We start from the raw sequence: 17,362 nt of genomic DNA on the forward strand, positions 1-17,362 counted from the left end.
CCTTGCTTCCAACCCGCCAGATCTAGTTCAACACAGCGTCTGCGGAGTAGTTCGTAATCTGATTGTTTGTATTTTCCCATACCGACAACAAGATACGATTATTATAAGCTTATTCACGGATCAATAATAATGGATTTTACAATAAAGAAGTATAAAATACTTCTTCATACTTTACTAGAAACAGGCTATTATTTTCAAACCTTAGAGGCTTTCCTAATGAAGCCTAGCGAAAGGGTTATTATTTTGCGCCATGACGTTGATCTGTGTCCTGAAAACGCTCTTGTCTTTGCCTCGTTACAACATCAGTTAGGTATTTCAGGCGTTTATTACTTCAGGGCCGTTCCAGAAAGTTGGGATACCCACATTATAAAGAAGATTTCAGAGTTAGGTCACGAAATTGGCTACCACTACGAATGCCTGACAACGTGCAAAGGAAATATGGGCCTTGCTGTCAAGGATTTTGAGAAAAATTTAACAGCGCTACGGCAATTAGTCCCCGTGTCAACAATTTGTATGCACGGAAGCCCTTTATCAAAATACGATTCCAAGGATCTGTGGAAACAATACTCTTACCGGGATTTTGGGATCATTGGAGAACCCTATTTTGATGTGGATTTTAGTAAAGTTGCTTATTTGACCGATACCGGTCGGCGGTGGGATGGAGAGAAAGTGAGTGTCCGGGATAAAGTAAATACGACGTTTTCTCATTCCTTCAGAACAACAGACCATATTATAGTTGCTTCTCGTAAAAATTTACTTCCGGATCATATTATGTTTACCTTTCATCCCCAACGCTGGAATGATGACCCTTATTTGTGGACAAAAGAATTAGTAGTACAAAATTCTAAGAATATAGTAAAGCGATATTTCTTTATGAAAAGGGTTAAGCAGAAGATTAATTGCTAAAATGAGTGTATATAAATGTGTTTTTCTATACACTATAGTGACCTTGTTTCTAAAATTTTGTGATTCTATAGATAGGATACAGTTGGGGAGGGGCTAGAAGTAGTACAAAACCATATTTTTAATTGTCATGATGTTGATATGTGAGTAATTCCGTAAAGTAAGTATTACTTGCTTGTAGCCTTCGAGCTGCTGTGAGCTAGTTTGATAAAAAAATGTTTACAGGATAATTCAAGGATTAATAACTGTAGCGTAGCTTTCAAGTCATCAAAAATAAGCATTTGTATCTAACTGCAAACTGTTTACATTTTATGGGTACTTACAATATAATTCGTTCATACTTCGGGGTTAATTTGTCGTTGTATAATACAGTGACTAGTAAAAAATATGAGATTCTATTTTTGGTGTTACTACTATATTTTATAACAGGAGTATTTCCATTTGCCTACTTCGAATCAGATGCTCTCGGGATAGTGACAGGATCTAGAAAAATAATAGAGTTAGGTCAGTTGCGTGAAAATTTTTATACGTACAGTTATAGTGTCCAGACTGGCACATATTTTTGGGTTGTATTGTTGAATATATTAACAGAACTTGATTTGATGATTTGCAGTTCACTAATAACTGCAGGTTTTGGTGTATTATTTTTCTTGTTTTCAACGAGATTTGTTTCGAAAGTGACAAATACTTCTTTTGCTAAATGTGGTCTGGTTTTATTATTATTTCAAGAAATATTTTCCTCTTGGTACTATATGAATGCTGCTACCGGTGCCGCTTTTTTTATGATACTGGGGTTTAATTTGATATATGATAAGCCAGATTTTGTTAAATCTTTAATGTGTGGAGTGGCATTAGCAGTGGCGGCATATACTAAATTAGACGTAATGGTATCTTTTCCAGTTGTATGTTTTATGTTTATAAACGCAAGCTATAAGCAAAGAGTTTTGTATGTATTATTGATAGGAATTGTAGTGATACTTTTGCTTTGTGTATTGTTTAAGGTGAGTCATGTTGATAAATTACAGGATGTGATCGCTGGGCATGGTGGTTCTTTGAGTTTTAGTGATAATATTAAAACGGTAGAAAGTGTATCATATTCACAGTTTGTTAGAACTTTAGTTGGCTATTTTAGCTTACTTGTTGCCGTTTTAATTGTTGTTGGACTTGTTCAGTTGTTTAGAATGAAAGAATGGAAAATTTTTGTAATTTCATTAGTGCCAGTCGTGTTTTTTATGTTGGTAATCAATGTTCGGTTTGTGGCGGGTAAACATCTTTTATATTTAATTCCATTTTTTGCCGTACCTTCAGTTTATGCGTCCAATTATATTTTTAATTTAAATGGAAAGTGTAATCAAATATGGCGGGTTGTAGTTGTTGTTGTTTTTGTGATGCAATATATAGTTGGATTTCAGTTTTATTTCAAATCATTTCCATATATCAGAGAAGAATATTCTGTAAATAAACCATATCCGACTTACTTTGATATTTTGTCGTTTGAATTTAATACTGAATCGATTGATAGTTTAAGAGTTGTGCTTGGTGGTGGTACTAAGTTAGCTACTTCAGATGAAGTAATGCTTTCGTCAGGTATTATATATGCTCCTTTGATGTGGAAGGATCTTAAAATAAAATCAGGCTATATTTATGAGAGCTTTTTGCGATATTTGACTGGTCATAAGATTGATACTTTGTATATTACTACAGGGCAAGGCGGTGTTTATCCGATAAAAAATTTATTATATCTTTCTGGGTTTGAAATTTTAAATTCTGAAAGCGAAAGATATACATGGCGTGATGAACAGGTTGATTTTTGGAGAAAAGGTGCTGCTATTGTGCTTGTGAAACATAGTGTGTACCCCAAGAATGATCAAGGTTTATACGCGGCTAAAATGGATTCAGTAAAATACTCGCATTTTACTCATATTGCTTTTTGGGATTGGGAGAAATGGCGTATTTGTAATTATGATAAGCATATTTATAAAATTAATGATGCTGGATATGTCTTTAATAGATAAAAGTAGGTTTTTTTAATGTATATTTGTTGTTCTTGCGTTCCAAGATTAGAGTGAATTTGTAAGATATAAAAGATGTTATTGGTGTGTGAATAAGGTTGTAATATTTATGTTTTGTACTTATTGAACTATAAATAACCCTGTAAAATTATTTTTATTTAAGTTGGCTAACACTAACTCGAATGCTGAAGATTATACCTATTTTTTAACTTACTCACGCATAAATAAGGCTATTGGTTGCCTAATAAAACGTTATTCTTTTGCAAATTTGACTCAATCAGTGCAAGAGAGGTTTGAGGAGGAAAAGGTGGTGATAACTAAAAGTTGAACTATTTTAAATTATAAGTATTTGAGAAAATAGGCAAAGCGTAGCGAATTTTGTGAACCATTACACTTAAAATACTTTTGAATCAAAAGTATTGGAATTTGTGAGTCCGATTTTCTATGCCCAAACTCCTTACCATCATCGGCGCCCGGCCCCAGATTATCAAGGCAGCGGCCATCAGCCGGGCGATCAAAAATAAGTTCTCCTCTGCCATTCAGGAGATCATTGTCCATACGGGGCAGCATTATGACCCGCAAATGTCTGCGGTGTTTTTTGACGAACTCCAGATTCCGAAACCGGATTACAACCTAAATGTTGGCTCCGGGAAGCATGGCGCGCAAACCGCCAAAATGATTGAGGGAATTGAAGACATTCTGGAACAAGAAAAACCGGACTATCTGATTATCTATGGGGATACGAACTCGACCCTGGCCGCGGCTGTAGCAGCCTCTAAAATGAAGACGCCCATCGTCCATATTGAAGCCGGGTTGCGATCGTTTAACAAACGAATGCCGGAAGAAATTAACCGGATTCTAAGCGATCATGTCGCGACCTATCTGTTTCCGCCTACCGAAACCGGATTTATAAATTTGATCAACGAAGGTTTTAAGGCCGGTACCCAGCCACCTTACACTGCCGATAATCCCGGCATATTTAATGTGGGGGATGTCATGTATGATAATACTCTCTTTTTTAGTGCAGTAGCGGAGCGGAATACTACTATTCTTGCAAAATATGATCTCGCTGCCGACGGATATGTGTTGGCAACCTTGCACCGCAATGCCAACACCGACGATCCGTCCCGGTTGAATGCCCTGTTTTGGGCTTTTCAACGCCTGGTGGATAGGTTCGCTACCAGGATCGTGCTGCCGCTTCATCCGCGGACGGTGAAACAAATGGAATTACTGCTGGATGCTACCCTGCTTCAAACTGTTAGAAATCATCCGCAGATCCTTTTGCTGCCTCCGGTCTCTTTTCTGGAAATGATTCAACTGGAGAAAAATGCGAACCTGATTCTGACGGATTCTGGCGGGGTCCAGAAAGAAGCTTACTTTTTGAACAAACCGTGTATTATCCTTCGTTCGGAAACCGAGTGGGTGGAAATTGTAGAAAGCGGAGCTGCTCTCTTATGTGATGCAGACGAAAACCGGATTTTTCAAGCGTATGAATACTTCGAAAAAAAAACGCCAGTTGTTTATCAGAAAATGTATGGCGACGGGCACGCGGCCGAAAAAATGTTAGAAATCCTGCTGGAAGGTCTTTCGTTCAACGAAGCGTCTGTGTAACCATTCATCATCTTTTAACACTGGTCATGATATGCCCTGGTTTGTCCTCTATACTAAATCGCGTTCTGAAAAATTAGTGGCCGACGGCCTCCGAAAACGAAATATTGAGGTGTATTGCCCGCTTCGGTTGGTCAAACGGAAATGGTCGGATCGGTACAAAATTGTGGAAGAACCGCTCTTCCGCTCGTACTGTTTTGTGAACTTGGAAGAAAACGAGCGCAGCCGGGTCTTTGGGGTGCCGGGCTTCGTACGCTATCTGTTCTGGCTGAACAAACCGGCCATCGTTCGGCAGGAGGAAATCGATCTCATCAAAAATATGCTCAATGACTTCGAGCACGATTCCCTCGAGATTCACCGGTTTGACGTTTCGGATAAAGTACGGATCGATTCGGGTGCTTTTATGCACCACCAGGGGGAGATTGTTTCCCGGCAGGGTAAGAAATTATACCTCTACCTCGAATCGCTGGGGATATCCATTTCGGTGGATTCCAGTAAAACGAAAATTGAGAAGCTGAAAAACGGCTGATTGATAAAGCCCTCTCTGTCTACCGATTAACAAATAATCTGCTTACCATGAAGACGAGTTCCCCGCTCTTCCGTGCCATTGTATTTTGTGGCGTATTGGGCCAATCGGTCGTACAGGCCCAGCATCCGGGAAAGAAGCCAGCCTATTCGGTGGAAGCGGGGGCGTTTCTGTCGACGGCGGGTACAAATCCGTTCTGGATTCGGTCGAACGAATATGGCGAAATTCCGCTCAAGTCACCCGGTTTTACGCTGCGGGCTCAGATGAGAAAGGAATATGACAGCGTTGCCACAAAAAAGTTTTCCTACGGCTACGGTGCAAGGGCGGTTTTGAATGTGGGGAGTACTAACCAGGTTTTATTGTCTGAAATCTACGGTAAACTGCGGTACAGAGCTTTTGAGCTTTCCGCCGGACGGCGTCGGGAAATTCAGGGGCTGGCCGATACGACCCTAAGTTCGGGTTCCTACATCTGGTCGGGAAACGCCCTGCCAATACCGAAAGTCGAAATCAGTCTGCCAACCTACACCCGGATTCTGAAAAACGGATTGATTGCGGTGAAAGGTAATTTTGCGCATGGCTGGTTTGGCACCGGCGATTCCATTCGAAACTACTTTCTGCACCAGAAAAGCCTCTACCTGCGGATCGGTAAACCAACCTGGCGGTTTAAATTTTACGGCGGATTTAACCACCAGGTGCAGTGGGGCGGAACGCTCTTGTATCCGCGTATCGACCGGGGAGTGACTATTACAAAATATGGCAGTGATCTGGAATCGTACTTATATGTGGTTGGTGCCAAATCCTTGTATACCCAGGATTTAGTCATTCAGAATGGGAAAGCCTCGGCGGAGGGTGGAAACCGGGTCGGCAACCATTTGGGAACCTTTGATCTGGGACTGGAATACGAAGGAAATACCACCAAATGGTTTTTATACCGGCAATCCATTTATGAAGATGGTTCCTTGTACCATTTGAATAATATAGCCGATGGGCTGCTGGGCTTGTCCCTGAGCCGGAAGCAGGCTACCCGGGGCGTTCTGCGCCTTGTCCTGGAATACCTGAATACGACCAGCCAGGGTGGCCCTTACCCATCCAGTATTGGGGGCGACGATCGGCTGCGGGGGCGCGATGACTATTTTAATAACGGACGGTACATCGACGGATGGACGTACAAGGGGCAAACCATTGGTACACCGTTTATTATGCCGTTACGCTACACCACGGGACTGCCCCAGAATCTGGCGCTTAATCCAAACCTGATCATTAACAATCGGGTAAAAGCCTTCATGGTGGCCGTTAAAAGCCGAATCAGCAACGTTGATTTCGTAACGCGACTTTCAGTGAGCGAAAATTTAGGTAATTACGACCTTCCCTTAACGTTCCATCAGACTTCTCTTCAGCAGTCGGTCGTTTTTGCGTACCATCAATACACCTTCCATACGACAGTTGCCTACGATAGTGGGGGCCTTCTGAAACAAAACGTAGGCGTCAGCCTTTTGGCAAAGCGGTCTTTCTAAACGAATTATTTGTTAATCCTACCTCTGATGAAGATCCTGCTACCGCTTCTTTTTTTGGGACTTTCCGTACATGGATTCGGTCAGGCCCTTTTACAAAACCGGTCGGACCAAAACCGTACGACTTCACTTTCTCCGGTAGCTAACCCCCTGCGGACTGAGTGGGCGGCTATGAACCTGCCGCGGGAACGATCGAAGGCGAGTCCAGCCTACGCCGATGACTCCCTCTGGTCTAAACGGGGATTTATCACGACCTCTATTTATCATCGGGACGGCAAATTGTCGAATGCAACGATTCGGGAAATGTTCCAGACATCGCCCAAAGCGCTGGCCAACTACCGCTGGGGGCAAATCCTGAAACCCATTGGCCCGCTGGTTTCAGTGGCCGGTGTGGTGATCGCCTATAACGGACTCAAAGGCTACAAAGATGTGGCAACGGTTCAAACCCGCCGTACCGCAACGAACCCCAGTCAGGAGATCGACGTGGCGTATACCGTGCGGAGCCTGCCCAAAATTCTTGGCGGAATAGGGCTTTTTGTTGGCGGTATTTGCCTGCTGGAATTGTCGAATGAACTGACGGCCAAATCAGCTAAATTATTCATTGTTCGATTTAGTACCCAAAATTCTCTCCCCCCCTGTACCGTAAAATTGGGGATGACTGCCAGCGGTAACCTCGGTTTGGAAGCTCGCTTTTAAAATCTGGTAGTTACGCGTCGACATTCCCAACCCCTTCCAAATCTCCGCGTCCCCAGGCTCTTTTCCTCTCCCTTCTCATCCCTCTTTTTTCCTATCTTAAAAGTAATTCCTAATATTTTTTATTTTCACGGGCGGAACATCGACATTAGCGTCTATGTGTCAACGGCCTGTTCGTCTTCTTCTCTTTTTTGCTAGTACGCTCGGCGGGTTGTTGATAGCCCCTGTGGCAAAATCGCAGCAAGTTCCTGCGAATAGTCCCCCCGCTTCGGCAACGCTCCTGTCCGAACCCGAGCGATTGATCGAAGCGCAAAACTCGTACCGTCAGGCCCTGGCGGAGGGCGATTCCAGTCGGGTGGCCGAAGCTTGTTATCTGCTAAGCAAGCGGTATTCGAACCTCGGCGATTTCGAAGCCGCCCAGAAATGGTCCATTCGTTGCGAACGAATCCTGGAACCACGGGGACCGTCAGCAGAACTTGCCAAACTCTACATCCAGTTGGCAGGCATCGCCACCGCAACCCACCGCTACCGCGACGCCTACGGTTTCGTCCACCGTTCGCTGACCATGGCGAAGCAAATCCATTCCGACCATGCGCAGATGAGTGCTTATACCATGCTATCGGGTCTTCATTCGGCAAATTTCATCAACGACAGCACGGAGAAAAAAAACGTAACCTACCTCTCATTCGATAGTACGTTCTACTATAATCGACTGGCGGAGAAACTGGCTCGCAAGCTCAGGGATCCGAAGGAAGTTGCCATTATTCAGTTAAACACGGGGAGCCTCTGGATGCAACGGGATGTGCGCCGGGCCATTCCTTATTTTCAGAAAGCCATGGCTTTCTATAAAGCCCGGCAGGTTTTCTATAGCGTGGCCATTGTTCACCTGTGCCTGGCCCGGGCGTATGTTCGTATCCGGCAGTTTACGAACGCCCGTCATCACCTGGATCAGACTCAGTTTCTTCGTCAGCAGCATGACCTGAAGACGCATGACCTGCTCGAGAACCTGGCAGACGTACAGGCAACGTATGCAGCGGCCACGGGTGACTGGAAAAGGGCGTATCAGTACCTGGAAGAACACCAGCGTTTGAAAAACAAAGCCTTGACGATGGACCGGGAAGGAGCGGTTTCCCGGTTGGGCGTGGCGTATGAAACGGAAAAAAAAGAAGCCCAACTCAAAGCGCAGAACGAGGCCCTTGCACTGCGTACACAGAATCTGACGACACAGAAACGGTTGACGCTTATTACCGGCATTTTCCTGGGGATTACGGGGGTCATGAGTGTTATTTTTTTTCGGCTATACCGAAAGAACAAACGCATCAGTCTACAAAATGCGGCCTTGGTTATGGAACAGAGCCATCGGTTCCGGAACAACCTGCAGGTTGTGACCAGTTTGCTCAGTCTGCATGCCAACCGAGTGGGCGATCCCGTGGCGCAAAAGGCGGTGCAAGAAAGCCGATTACGGGTTGAATCGATGTCACGATTGCATCAACGGCTCTATGTCGGTCCCCGTTTGGTGGAGGTCGATCTGGCAGAGTTTATCCAGGAACTCGTTGGCGAAGTACTATACAACTATGGGTACAGCAATCTGGAACCCACTTATACGCTGGAGCCCATCTGGCTCCATGTCGACAAGGCGGTTCCCCTAGGGCTGATCCTGACGGAACTGGTTTCCAATGCCTGTAAATATGCTTTCGTCGGTCAGGATCAGCCGGCGTTAACCATAACCTGTCATCAGACCGAGGGACGCATTCATCTGCGGATCGCTGACAATGGACCCGGCTTTGTGGCTAAACCGACGTCCGAATCGTTTGGCTTGACCCTGATCGGTATCCAGGTTCAGCAGTTGAAGGGAATCAACGATTTCATCAATCAAAACGGCCTGACCTTTCTTTTGTCCTTTAAACCCTGAGAAAAGATCCAGCGTATCGTTCACTCCTATGCTCTGCAATTGCTGTTGAGCTGCGGCCCGTACCCGGTATTGTCTAATTGCCACAGCTGATTTCCTTCGGGATTTTTAATAGGATTTTAAGGGGTTGTGGTGGTATATTATCGCAAAAAACAAACTATTTTAGAATAAATTAGAATCCGCTATTGCATTGTTGCAAATTGATTAGTTTACTTTGTCTCCTGATTTAGTAGAATTAGCATTTCTGAACTTCTTCCGACACTTTGTTAACCACCAGCAAAGGGTTGGAATGTAACTAACTTCTTTCATTTACGAGAATGAAAAGGATTTCTACATCTATTTCGTCATCGAACCCGATGGCGCTGGTGGTTTTGTTATCCCACTCTGAAGGGGCTGAAACGTCCCTGGTTTGCGTCTCCCGTTGCTGTTGTTGCTGACAGCGATTACCCCTTGCTTTCACGATTTGAAGTACTGGCTAAAACCCCGATAGGCAGGCCCGACAGGCTTGTCAGAATTTTCGGTGGTTGATTATTCGCATGGGCCTGCTGGCCTGTCTATCGGGGTTCCCGCCGGTATTATGCCTCTTTTATAAATTTTATTATACTTAATACATAGAAATTATGTATTTATATTCTGCGGATTCAAACCGCTTCCATCGATCTTTTCGTCGACCAGCCAGGCCGTTCCGGGGCGGCTGGCTGGTTGTGCTGGCGCTATTCCTGTCCATACCGGCCACATGGGCCCAGAACGCTTCTGTGCAGGGCATAGTGACCGACAAAAACGGGGACATCCTGCCGGGCGTCAACATTCGCATCAAAGGCACCAACCGCGGCACGACGACCGAAGCCGACGGCACTTTCCGGCTGACGCTCTCCGACACCAGCACACCCCTGGTGTTTTCGTTCATTGGGTACGTTACCCGGGAAATAACCGTCGGGAACCAGACTTCGCTAAGCGTTCAGCTAGACACCGATCAACGCCAGCTCAACGAGGTAATTGTGGTGGGTTACGGAACCCAGGAACGTAAAAACCTGATTGGGTCCATTGCTAAAATTGATCCGGCAGCCACGCGGGACATCCCGACGGGCAGCTTCGATGCCCAGTTGCAGGGCAAGGTGTCCGGCGTACAAATCAGCTCGAACACGGGCGTTCCGGGCGAAACCGTCAACATCCGGGTGCGCGGGGCCACGTCCATCAATGCCGACAACGACCCGCTGTACGTGGTCGATGGGGTGTTTATCAACAACAACAGTCTCCAGACCGTCAGCACCGGCGGCAAGGCGGTTTCGCCCATTGCCGACATCAATCCGTCGGATATTGAAAGCATTGAAGTGCTGAAAGACGCCGAAGCCACGGCTTTGTACGGTTCGCGGGGGGCCAACGGCGTGATTCTGATTACGACCAAACGGGGCAGTTTCAACCAGAAATCCAAAATTAATTTCAACGCTTCGTACGGACTGGCCAAAGCGGCCAAGCTCTGGGAGCTGACCACGGGCCCCGAACACGCGCAACTCGTCAACGAATGGTGGATCAATACCGGAAAAGATGATCCGGGCCTGAAACGAACCGCCGAAAACCGCCCCTTCCGCCCGGTTTCGGAAGGCGGTCGTGGCCTGCCCGAAGAACAGCAGACCTACGACCGGCTGGGCGAACTGTTTCGCACTGGTCGGCTCCAGAACTACGACCTCTCGCTGACCGGCGGCACCAAAACCACCAAATATTACATCGGGGGCGGTTATAACCGGCAGGAAGCGATCATCAAGCCCGTTTATTTCGAGCGGGCGAGTTTTAAAGTCAACCTCGATCAGCAGGTCAACGACAAGGTGCAGGTGGGCGTCAGCAATACCTTCAGCCGGACCTTCCGCAACCAGGCCCGGGCGGGCGATGGCCCGGCGGGTGGATTGCTTCAGGCGGCTTTGCATACCCCCACGTACCTGTCACCCGTTAACGAACAGGGCGTTCCGGTGGGCCGGGCCGGTTTTGATAACCTGAGGTTGCTGATTGACAATTACGATGTGCAGTCGGCCAGTTTGCGCTACATCGGCAACCTCTACGCCGACGCGCAGATTCTGCCCAACCTGCGGTTTCGGACCAGTTGGGGCATTGATTATAACAACTACAACGAGTCGGAATACTGGAACAACCTGCTCATTTCGGGCAGTCCGGCGGGTTTGGCTACGTCCACCATCACCCAGTTTACGACCTGGCTGAACGAGCAAACGCTGACGTACCGGCAGAAATTCGGCAACCATACCGTCGGTGTGCTGGTGGGAAACACCCTGCAAAGCGACATCCTGACCCGCACCTACGCCGAAGGACGCGGTTTTGCCAACAACCAGTTTACGCAAATCTCGTCAGCGGCCACCACCGCCAGCAGCCAAAGCTGGTCGAAGAGCAACCTGGCCTCCTTCTTTTCGCGCATTGATTACAATTTCGGCGGAAAATACCTGGTTGATTTCAGTATCCGGGCCGACGGTTCTTCGCGCTTCGGAGCCAGCAACAAGTGGGGGTATTTTCCCGCCATCGGGGCCGCCTGGCGCATCAAGCAGGAGAATTTTCTGCGGGATTCCCGCTTGGTGAGCGACCTGAAGCTGAAAGCCAGCTACGGAACCACCGGCAACCAGAATGGCATCGGCAATTTTGCGGCCCAGGGCCTCTGGACCGGGGGCGCTTCCTACCAGGGCAGCCCCGGTATTGCACCGCAGCAACTCGGCAATCCGAACCTGAAATGGGAACGCACCAACCAGCTCAACGTGGGGGCCGATGTGGCTCTTTTCAACGACCGGCTGCGGGTGGAGTTCAACGTCTATCAGAAGTATACCACCAACGGATTGCTGCAACTGGCGCTGGCCGGAACCACCGGTTTCAGTAACTACTGGAGCAATGCCGCCGAGATCAGCAACAAGGGCTTTGAACTGGGGATTCAGTCGGAAAACATCCGGCGGGGCGGCCTCACCTGGACCACCAGTTTCAACGTGGCGCAGAACATCAACAAAATCGAGAAGCTGGAAAACCCGCTCCGCTACGGCAGCCGCGATCTGATTCTGCAACAGCAGGGAACCCCGCTGTATTCGTTCTGGGTGTATAAACAGCTCGGGGTCGACCCCGAAACCGGGAACGTGATTTACGAGGATATCAACAACGACGGCAAGATTACCGTGGCCGACCGGCAGATTCTGGGTAGTATTTGGCCGAAATTCTTCGGTGGACTGACCAACAATCTGACCTACAGGGGCTTCGATCTGGGTGTTTTCTTCGCGTTCCAGTACGGCAACAAGGTCTACAACCACAACAAGTTTTTCGGCGAAGGCGGGGGAGCCCGCGATGCGGCCCGGGTTATTCTGGCCAGCAACAATGCCCGCTGGCAGAAACCGGGCGATATCACCGATGTGCCGCGCCCCGACGGTATCAACATCAACAACTACCGCGACGGTGGCAGCCGATGGCTGGAAGACGGCTCGTTTCTGCGGCTTCGGTCGCTCAACCTGGGTTACACGTTGCCCAAACAACTGACCACCAAAGCCCGACTGGAGAATGTCCGCGTCTATCTGGCCGGAGCTAACCTGCTGCTGATCACGAAGTACACCGGCCTTGATCCGGAATCCAGCGCCAGCAGTGACCCCAACCAGCAGGGCATCGACCTTGGAACGCCCCCCCAACCGCGTAGTATCCAGCTTGGCGTCAATCTAACACTCTGAGAATCATGAAGTCATTTGTCAATCGGTTTTCCCTGATTGCGCTAACGGTTTTTAGCGCCTGCCAGTCGTTCCTGGACGTTAAGCCCCTCGAATCCATTTCAGACGATCAAACCATTGTGGATAAAGCCACGGCTGAAACCGCCGTTCGGGGTGTTTACAGCGCCCTGGGCAGTTCCAATTACTACGGAACCGGTTTTCAGTCCATCGGGTACCTGTCGGGCGATAACATTCAGTGGACCGGATCGCAATCCCAGGTGCAGGAGTTTATCAACCACCGGGTTAATGCCGAAAATTCCACCATCGCAGGGGCGTGGACTGCGATTTACCAGACTATCAACCGCGCCAACAACGTCATCGACAAAGTGCCGGGCGTTACAGATCCGACCCTGACGCAGGCGCTGAAAGATCAGTATGTCGGTGAAGCCCGCTTTATCCGGGCGCTGGCTTATTTCGATCTGGCCCGCACCTGGGGTGGCGTGCCACTGATCCTGAAACCGACGCTTTCGCCCACCGAAAATTCCGGCATTCCGCGCAGCACGCAGGCCGAAACCTACGCGCAGGTGCTGGCCGACCTCGACGCGGCTGAAACCTTACTGCCAGCCACGACCGACCGCTACCGGGCGACCCGCAAAACCGTCTGGGCGCTGAAAGCCCGGTATTACCTGTATCAGAAAGACTGGGTGAAGGCCGAAGAGTTTGCCACAAAACTCCTTGACGACGCAACGAATTACGGTTTGCTCAAACCGTACAGCGCCTTTTTTGCCAATGACGCCCGGGGCACTCGTGAGTCGGTTTTCGAGCTATTTTACAACGGCACCACGGAGGTCAACAGCCACCGGGGGCAGTGGCAGCCGCAAACCAACGGCGGCACCCGGCAGTGGGCGCCCAACGATGCGCTGGTGGCCCTGCTGAACGATCCGGCGGTGGGCGGTAACCGCAGTGTGCTGGTGGCCAAAGACAACCAGAACCGCTGGTACGGCACGCTCTATTACCGCAATCCGGCTTCGGACCCTTCCTTCGTGTTGCGCATTGCCGAACAGTACCTGATCCGGGCGGAGGCCCGGGCGCAACGCAACAGGCTGACCGACGCCCTCGGTGACCTGAATGCGATCCGCGACCGCGCAGGACTGACCGCCAGTACGGCCGCTACGCAGTCGGCGCTGTTACAGGCCATTGAAGACGAACGCCGGGTGGAGTTCGCGCTGGAGCCGCACCGATGGTTTGACCTCGTCCGGACGGGTCGGGCGGCTGCCGTGCTGGGCATTACCGATGCCAACCGCTTGCTGCTGCCAGTACCGGTGGATCAACTGCTGGTCGACAAGGCTTTACAACAAAACCCGGGCTATTAAAACCGATAAAAGCAATGAGACAAGAGACGTTAGACCGGGTGCAGACTCAGACGGTTCGCTCCGAATCAGCTTCCCGACCCGACCAAACCGAATGGCGGGGTTACGAAAAGCTCGGTTTTCGGGTTGCTTTTCTGTATTTCATTCTCCAGGCTGTTCCGCTCGACTGGAAGTTTTACCGCGATCTGTTGCACATCAACTGGCTGCACCTCTCGTACGGCGATCTGTTTCAGTTGTCGCGTTATCAGCCCCGGTTTTTTGGCGAAACCGACACGTTTGCCAATTGGGTGGTGATTTTCGGCATTGCCCTGGCAGGAGGCATCGTCTGGACCTACCGCGACCGTGACCGAAAGGAGTACAACGCACTCTATTACGTTTTGCGGGTCGTGCTCCGCTACCGGCTGGCCGTCAGCTTACTGGCCTACGGTTTTCTCAAGCTGTTTCCGGTACTGGCGCCAACGCCCTCGCTGAGTAACCTGAACACCAACTATGGCGACCTGACCCACTGGAAAATATTTTCGATGAGCCTGGGTATTGTGCCTTCGTACGAGTCGTTCCTCGGTGGCGTCGAAATTCTGGCGGCCTTGCTGTTGCTTTACCGGAAAACCGCTTCCATCGGCGCCTTTCTGACGGTTTCGTTCCTGGGCAATGTGTTCATGTCGAACCTGGCCTACGAGGGCGGGGAGTATGTTTACAGCTTTTACCTGACCACTTTCGCGCTGGCGTTGCTGGTCTTCGATGCGCAACGGATTTTTACTTTGCTGGCACTGGAACGCCCGACGATTCCGAACCGCTTTAACCCGCATTTTACCAACGGTCAGAAAACCGTCCGACTGGTTTTAAAAGCCGGCTTTGTGCTGTTGTTCGTCGGTTTTTACGGCGCTAACGTTTACGCCAGTTACCGAGAAGGCTCTTACCAGTATCCGCAAAAACCGGGTTTGCCCGGCGCCAGTGGGCTATACAACGTCAGTGAGTTTCGTTTCAACGGGCAGATAATTCCCTATTCCAAAACCGATTTGCTGCGCTGGCAGGATGTGGTTTTTGAGCAATGGACCACGCTCAGCATTCGGTCCAACCGACCCGTTACGCTGGATCGAACCAACGTGGAAGTCGTTCACAACCGCGATCAGGACCGGAACTATGAATTTGCGGGTTCGGCCGGACGGCATTATTTCCAGTACGAAATCGCCCCGGACCAACACGGGCTGATTCTGAAAAATCGTAACCCGGCCCATGCGCGGGAATCCTTCACTTTCCAGTACAGCCGCCCGGATTCGGCAACGATCATTCTCGCGGGCGTCAACGAGAAACGGGACTCCATCTACGCCGTTTTGCACAAAATCGATAAGAAATACCTGCTCGACGAAGCCCGGAAAACCGGTCGTCGTGGTGGCTTAACCCTCTAATTCCAACCGGTCATGGCTATTCAAAAAACAACGCCTGAAGAACTCGTGCTCGAATCGACGCCCGTTCCCGCCGGACGGTCAGCAGCGGTGGCGACGGACGCCCGATTAAAAACCAAAGCCTGGACGACGTTTCAGAAAGTTCTGTTTCGCATCGCTTTTATCTTCTTTGTGCTGTTCTCAATTCCGCTCCATCTGGAGTGGTACAAAAATCTTTTGGGGCTCGACTGGCTCCACCTGCACTACCGCGATCTCTACGAAATTGCCCGGTTTCAGCCGAGCGTGCTGCGGTATTTTGCCGGTGGGCGGGGCGGTGAAGGCGGAGGAGCACCCTTACTCGGTTACGCCGACTGGTTTATCGTGCTGGGCATTGCCATCGTCGGTGGGCTGATCTGGACGGCCCTGGATCGGAACCGCCGGGAGTACAACCTGCTGTATTACTGGCTGCGGGTCATTGTGCGGTACCGGGCCGGAATCGGCATCATCGGTTTTGGGTTTACCAAGCTGTTTCCGACGCAGATGCCGTATCCGTCCGAAGGCCTGCTGAATACGGATTTCGGGGATTTTACGGCCCAGAAAATCTTCTGGCTGTCGGTCGGTATTGTGCCCTGGTATCAGGTGTTTACCGGTGTGGTCGAGATTCTGGCGGGGGCTTTGCTGTTCTTCCGGGGCACCACCACCATCGGAGCGGCTTTGCTGCTGGGGGCGCTGGGCGATATTGTGTTTGTCAATTTTGCGTACGACGGTGGCGTACATGTTTACAGCTCCTATTTCGTGCTGCTGGCGGCTTTTCTGCTGGTTTATGACGCCCGGAATATCTATGACCTGCTGATTCGGGAGCGGTTTACGGTTCCCGTCCGGATCTACCCCGACCTGTCGAAAGGGTGGCCCCGCATTGCTCGCATTAGTCTGAAAACCGCCACGTTTGGCATCTTTCTGGTCTGGTTTACGTACCTGCAATGGATTAATTTCCTGTATGATCCCTACAAACAACCGGCGCTGAAAGGTGTTTCACAACTCCGTGGGGTATACAACGTGACCGAGTTTCGCCTGAATAACCAGGTGATTCCGTATTCTCCGCTGGACACGCTTCGCTGGCAACAGGCCACCTTCGAAAAATGGACAAGCCTGACCTTTAAGGTGAACTGCCCGACCAAGCTGGATCTTTCCAACGGGGGTGGTTCGCCCATGCGTGATATCAACCGGACGTTCGAGGTGTCGGGCGTCGCCGGGGGGCAGCGGGTGTTTTACTATGAAGCGGATACGGTCAATCAGGTGCTGTATTTGCAGGATAAAATCCGGAAAAGCAACCGCGCCACCGTCGATGGTCGGGAACTCGGTGGAGCGGAAAACCGCCGGAATCAGCCCAAGCGCCCGAAAGAAACCGACGAAAAAGCCGATAACTGGATTCCGAAGGAAGCGCTGGCGGTGATTGGTGACGAAGATCACAAGATTGACCCGCGCGCCTGGTCGACCCGCCGGACGAAAGGCATCCAGGACGAATCCCGGCCGGTGAAGCGCAACCGGATGGTGCTGAATTATTCGACCACCGACGGCAACCGGGTTATCCTGACCGGTATTAACGAACGAAAAGACTCGATCTACGTCGTGCTCGATCGGGTTGATCGCCAATATGCGCTGTCGCCGAGCGAGTTGCAGGCCGGAAAATATTGATACGAATGTCGGGGCTAAGGATTGCACGTCTGGGCGTTCCGGTTTATTATTGGGTGGCCAGACCGCAAATCGTAACGGT

The 17,362-nt window shown here is 49.7% G+C and carries 12 protein-coding genes; 11 read left to right on the plus strand and 1 reads right to left on the minus strand.

What is annotated here, in order from left to right; all coding sequences use genetic code 11:
- Positions 1-129 precede the first annotated feature (129 nt).
- The gene (locus ACFPMF_RS24835) at positions 130-906 is read left to right on the plus strand and encodes a hypothetical protein (protein WP_379850232.1); all 777 of its coding nucleotides are present in this window, start codon (positions 130-132) and stop codon (positions 904-906) included.
- Positions 907-1,274: 368 nt separating this feature from the next.
- Positions 1,275-2,918, plus strand: a complete 1,644-nt coding sequence (locus ACFPMF_RS24840; protein ID WP_379850234.1) for a hypothetical protein — start codon at positions 1,275-1,277, stop codon at positions 2,916-2,918.
- A gap of 336 nt (positions 2,919-3,254) precedes the next feature.
- Here the strand turns inward: ACFPMF_RS24840 and ACFPMF_RS24845 are convergent, their stop codons facing one another.
- Positions 3,255-3,473: a hypothetical protein gene (locus ACFPMF_RS24845; protein ID WP_379850459.1), complete on the minus strand. Its 219-nt coding sequence runs from the start codon at positions 3,471-3,473 to the stop codon at positions 3,255-3,257.
- Here ACFPMF_RS24845 and wecB point away from each other — a divergent pair.
- The 9 genes from wecB (at position 3,417) to ACFPMF_RS24890 (ending at position 17,283) form a co-directional block, all read left to right on the plus strand.
- A complete protein-coding gene (gene wecB / locus ACFPMF_RS24850; protein ID WP_379850451.1) occupies positions 3,417-4,526 on the plus strand; it encodes a non-hydrolyzing UDP-N-acetylglucosamine 2-epimerase in 1,110 nt (369 codons plus the stop codon). The two genes, ACFPMF_RS24845 and wecB, sit on opposite strands and share 57 nt — an antisense overlap.
- A 31-nt stretch (positions 4,527-4,557) precedes the next feature.
- Positions 4,558-5,052 (plus strand): transcription termination/antitermination protein NusG, encoded by a 495-nt coding sequence (gene nusG, locus ACFPMF_RS24855; RefSeq protein WP_379850236.1) that lies wholly within the window; start codon positions 4,558-4,560, stop codon positions 5,050-5,052.
- A gap of 47 nt (positions 5,053-5,099) precedes the next feature.
- Positions 5,100-6,563: a capsule assembly Wzi family protein gene (locus ACFPMF_RS24860; RefSeq protein ID WP_379850238.1), complete on the plus strand. Its 1,464-nt coding sequence runs from the start codon at positions 5,100-5,102 to the stop codon at positions 6,561-6,563.
- A 27-nt stretch (positions 6,564-6,590) separates the two neighbouring features.
- Positions 6,591-7,256 (plus strand): hypothetical protein, encoded by a 666-nt coding sequence (locus ACFPMF_RS24865; protein ID WP_379850240.1) that lies wholly within the window; start codon positions 6,591-6,593, stop codon positions 7,254-7,256.
- Between the two features lie 154 nt (positions 7,257-7,410).
- Complete coding sequence (locus ACFPMF_RS24870; protein WP_379850242.1) at positions 7,411-9,165, plus strand: histidine kinase dimerization/phosphoacceptor domain -containing protein; 1,755 nt, start codon at positions 7,411-7,413, stop codon at positions 9,163-9,165.
- Between the two features lie 617 nt (positions 9,166-9,782).
- Positions 9,783-12,860, plus strand: a complete 3,078-nt coding sequence (locus ACFPMF_RS24875) for a SusC/RagA family TonB-linked outer membrane protein (protein WP_379850244.1) — start codon at positions 9,783-9,785, stop codon at positions 12,858-12,860.
- A 5-nt stretch (positions 12,861-12,865) separates the two neighbouring features.
- A complete protein-coding gene (locus ACFPMF_RS24880) occupies positions 12,866-14,209 on the plus strand; it encodes a RagB/SusD family nutrient uptake outer membrane protein (RefSeq protein ID WP_379850246.1) in 1,344 nt (447 codons plus the stop codon).
- A gap of 14 nt (positions 14,210-14,223) precedes the next feature.
- The gene (locus ACFPMF_RS24885; RefSeq protein ID WP_379850248.1) at positions 14,224-15,612 is read left to right on the plus strand and encodes a DoxX family protein; all 1,389 of its coding nucleotides are present in this window, start codon (positions 14,224-14,226) and stop codon (positions 15,610-15,612) included.
- Between the two features lie 12 nt (positions 15,613-15,624).
- Complete coding sequence (locus ACFPMF_RS24890) at positions 15,625-17,283, plus strand: hypothetical protein (RefSeq protein ID WP_379850250.1); 1,659 nt, start codon at positions 15,625-15,627, stop codon at positions 17,281-17,283.
- Positions 17,284-17,362: the final 79 nt, after the last annotated feature.

The organism is Larkinella bovis, from assembly GCF_042655385.1.
In the GTDB taxonomy this organism is placed as follows: Bacteria; Bacteroidota; Bacteroidia; order Cytophagales; family Spirosomataceae; genus Larkinella; species Larkinella bovis.

Excerpts from the sequence above, each read along its gene's own strand:
- ACFPMF_RS24880 (WP_379850246.1), top strand. The coding sequence starts at position 12,866 with ATGAAGTCATTTGTCAATCGGTTTTCCCTGATTGCGCTAACGGTTTTT.
- ACFPMF_RS24870 (WP_379850242.1), top strand. The coding sequence starts at position 7,411 with ATGTGTCAACGGCCTGTTCGTCTTCTTCTCTTTTTTGCTAGTACGCTC.
- ACFPMF_RS24885 (WP_379850248.1), top strand. The coding sequence starts at position 14,224 with ATGAGACAAGAGACGTTAGACCGGGTGCAGACTCAGACGGTTCGCTCC.
- ACFPMF_RS24875 (WP_379850244.1), top strand. The coding sequence starts at position 9,783 with ATGTATTTATATTCTGCGGATTCAAACCGCTTCCATCGATCTTTTCGT.
- nusG (WP_379850236.1), top strand. The coding sequence starts at position 4,558 with ATGCCCTGGTTTGTCCTCTATACTAAATCGCGTTCTGAAAAATTAGTG.
- ACFPMF_RS24835 (WP_379850232.1), top strand. The coding sequence starts at position 130 with ATGGATTTTACAATAAAGAAGTATAAAATACTTCTTCATACTTTACTA.
- ACFPMF_RS24860 (WP_379850238.1), top strand. The coding sequence starts at position 5,100 with ATGAAGACGAGTTCCCCGCTCTTCCGTGCCATTGTATTTTGTGGCGTA.
- ACFPMF_RS24865 (WP_379850240.1), top strand. The coding sequence starts at position 6,591 with ATGAAGATCCTGCTACCGCTTCTTTTTTTGGGACTTTCCGTACATGGA.
- ACFPMF_RS24890 (WP_379850250.1), top strand. The coding sequence starts at position 15,625 with ATGGCTATTCAAAAAACAACGCCTGAAGAACTCGTGCTCGAATCGACG.
- ACFPMF_RS24845 (WP_379850459.1), bottom strand. The coding sequence starts at position 3,473 with ATGGACAATGATCTCCTGAATGGCAGAGGAGAACTTATTTTTGATCGC.